The 2,848-nt window shown below is 64.8% G+C and carries 3 protein-coding genes; 1 reads left to right on the top strand and 2 read right to left on the bottom strand.

Annotation, left to right across the window (positions count from 1 at the left end; genetic code table 11):
- Together RJQ10_RS14615 and RJQ10_RS14610 are read right to left on the bottom strand one after the other, a co-directional pair.
- Window positions 1–388, bottom strand: a 388-nt coding sequence (locus RJQ10_RS14615) for an alpha/beta hydrolase (protein WP_350147884.1), incomplete at its 3' end; no start/stop codon positions are given.
- 16 nt (window positions 389–404) lie between these two features.
- Entirely contained in the window at window positions 405–1,481 is a 1,077-nt protein-coding gene (locus RJQ10_RS14610) for an MBL fold metallo-hydrolase (RefSeq protein ID WP_350147882.1), read from the bottom strand.
- A 220-nt stretch (window positions 1,482–1,701) separates the two neighbouring features.
- Between RJQ10_RS14610 and RJQ10_RS14605 the strand changes: the two genes are divergently transcribed.
- The gene (locus RJQ10_RS14605) at window positions 1,702–2,664 is read left to right on the top strand and encodes a calcium/sodium antiporter (protein ID WP_350147880.1); all 963 of its coding nucleotides are present in this window, start codon (window positions 1,702–1,704) and stop codon (window positions 2,662–2,664) included.
- The last annotated feature ends 184 nt before the right edge of the window (window positions 2,665–2,848 follow it).

Here is a 2,848-nt window from a genome sequence, read left to right as displayed (position 1 = left end):
TGCCGTTGTTGGGGCCGGTGCTCTCCAGGTGCTGCGCCAGCCACTGCGCCGCTTCCCGACAGTCGTCGAGGGCGGCGGGGCAGGAGTGCTCCGGCGCCAGCCGGTAATCCACCGCCACCACGGTGCAGCCCGTCTGCCCGCGCAGTTGCTGGCAATAGGGGTGGTGCGTGTCGAGGCTGCCCAGCACCCAGCCGCCGCCGTGGAAATAGATCACCAGGGGCAGGTCCTTCCCGGCGGCGCTGCTGTACACCCGTGCCGCCAGTTGTCTGCCCCGCAGTGGCAGTTGCAGGGTGCTGAACGGGGCCTCGGTATACCGGCCGCGCCAGGTGCGAGCGCCTTTCCAGCCAAAATAGCGTCGCAGCAACCAGACCTTCAGCGATCGCAGCATTGTGACTTGGCTCTCCTCAGTCGAAAGCTACGGATTCCGGCAGCTGGCGATACCAGCGCACACCCCTGTCGTCGGCATCGAATGCGATCTGGCGCCGGCGCTGCAGGCAGTTGAGATGGGCGATGGTCTCGCCGGTAGCCAGGCTCAGGTGGTGGCCGGTGATCTCGCGCTTGAACAGGGCCGGGAAGCAGTCTATGACCCGCTTGGGTTCCGCCAGGTAGTTGTAGAGCTGGTTAAGCTCCTGCTTGTGGGCTTCGATCAGCTGGGTCAGGCGCACGTGCAGGCCACGGAAAGGGGCCTCGTGGGCGGGCAGCACCAGCAGGTCGTCCGGCAACAGCTCGCGGATGCGGGCGCAGGATTGCAGCCACTCCTGCAGCGGGTCGCTCTCCGGTTCGGTGGGGAACACGCTGACATTGGGGGTGATGCGTGGCAGGACCTGGTCGCCGGAGATCAGTATTTTCAGTGCCGGGCAGTACAGGCAGGCGTGCTCCGGCGAGTGCCCGCTGCCAACGATAATCTGCCAGTAGCGGCCGCCGATGGTGAGGGTCTCCCGGTCCTTGAGGCGGCGGAAACTGTCGGGGAGCTTGTACACGGCCCGCCCGTAGCCGCCGAAGGCCTCGCGATAGTTATCCAGCTGCTTGTCGTCGTAGCCGGCCGCCTGATAAAAGCGGATGGCCACCTCTGGTGCGGGGCGACCGGTGTCACCCACCAGCGACCGGCACATCAGGAACTCATCCCGCGTCATCAGCAGCTGGCAGTCGAAGCGCTCGGTAATCCAGCCCGCCAGGCCGACGTGGTCCGGGTGCATGTGGGTGCAGATCACCCGGGTGATCTGCTGACCCTTGAGGAAGCCGGCGAACAGCTGTTCCCAGATTTCCCGGGAGCGGGGCAGGTCCAGGCAGGTATCGACCACCACCCAGCCGTCGCCGTCCTCCAGCAACCAGATGTTGATGTGGTCCAGCCCCATGGGCATGGGAAAGCGGACCCAGTAGATTCCTTCGGCGACCTTCTGAGGCTCCCCTGGCGGCGGGTTGACGGCGCGGGTCCAGGGGTAAGTGAGGCCGGCGTAGACTTCCGGGTTGTCGACAAGCATGGGCGGTTCCGGGGGCAAAGATAGAAGCCGCTATGTTCGGCGTTGGGGGAGGGAATGTCCAGCGTGGGCACTTGCGGTTGCCGGCTGCCCTCACACCCGGAACGGCTTCTGTTCTACTCTACGCATTCTTCATCGGCAGAATGGAACGGGGGCAGGGCGTGGAATGGCGCAGAGGGCGGGATGACAGCATGGCAGATGACCGGCACGGGCAGCCGCGCAGATGTTGAACCTGTTGTTCGTCGCCCTGGGGGTTGTCCTGTTGACCGGTGGCGGGGAGGCCCTGATACGGGGCTCCCTGGCAGCCGCGAGTCGAATGGGTGTTTCGCCTTTGCTGAGCGGCCTGCTGATCGTCGGCTTCGGCACCTCCGCGCCGGAGTTGGTGGTCTCGATCGACGCGGCCCTGAATGAGCGACCTGATATTGCCATTGGCAATGTCGTTGGCAGTAATATCGGCAATATCCTGCTGATACTCGGGCTGTGTGCCGTGATCACGCCCCTGGCGGTGAAGCCGCTGGTCCTGCGCCGGGATGGCGTGACGGTGGTGGCGGCCAGCATCCTGTTTCTGGTGCTGGTCGGCGGAAGCGCACTGGCCAGGTTCGACGCCGCAATCTTTCTGCTGGGGCTCGGCGCCTACCTTGTCTGGGCCTACAGGACAGAGCGCTTTGGGGGTGCGCCGTCCGCGGCATTGCATGTGGCTGAAGGCCAGGAGGTGACCTCCCTGCCGAGAACAACCCTGTGGATCGTCATGGCGGTCGTGATGGGTCTGGCGCTGCTGATCGTGGGCTCCCAGGTATTGCTGCGGGGGGCCGTGGGCATAGCCGAGTCGCTCGGGCTTTCCGAGGCGGTGATAGGCCTCACCCTGGTGGCCATCGGCACGTCGCTGCCGGAGCTTTCCATTTCGGTGATCGCCGCGTTTCGCCGCCATGCCGATGTCGCGATAGGGAATGTACTGGGCAGCAATATCTTCAACCTGCTGGGCATACTCGGAATTTCAGCGCTGCTGCAACCGCTGCCGGTACATGAGCGAATCCTGCAGTTCGACCAGTGGGTGATGCTTGGCACCTCTCTGGTCCTGTTGTTTTTCCTTTATACAGGCAGTCGGCTGAGCCGTCTGGAGGGCGGGTTGCTGTTGCTCGGCTACGGCGCCTATGTGGGGCTGAGTTTCACCGTGTTTGGCGGCTGAGGTCAGGCGGTAGAGGCCCGGGGTGACCCGGGCCGGTACTGTCTACGCCGCCAGCCCCACCGGCGTCGCCTGCATGGCCACGAAACCGGGCAGTTTCTGGATGCGAGTGAGCCAGGTGCGGACATTGCCGTAGGCATTCAGGGATACCCCGCCTTCCGGGGCGTGGGCGATATAGCTGTAGTTG

It is taken from the genome of Haliea sp. (assembly GCF_040222615.1).
Taxonomy (GTDB): domain Bacteria; phylum Pseudomonadota; class Gammaproteobacteria; order Pseudomonadales; family Halieaceae; genus Haliea.
This window is presented reverse-complemented; position numbering and strand designations above follow the sequence as displayed.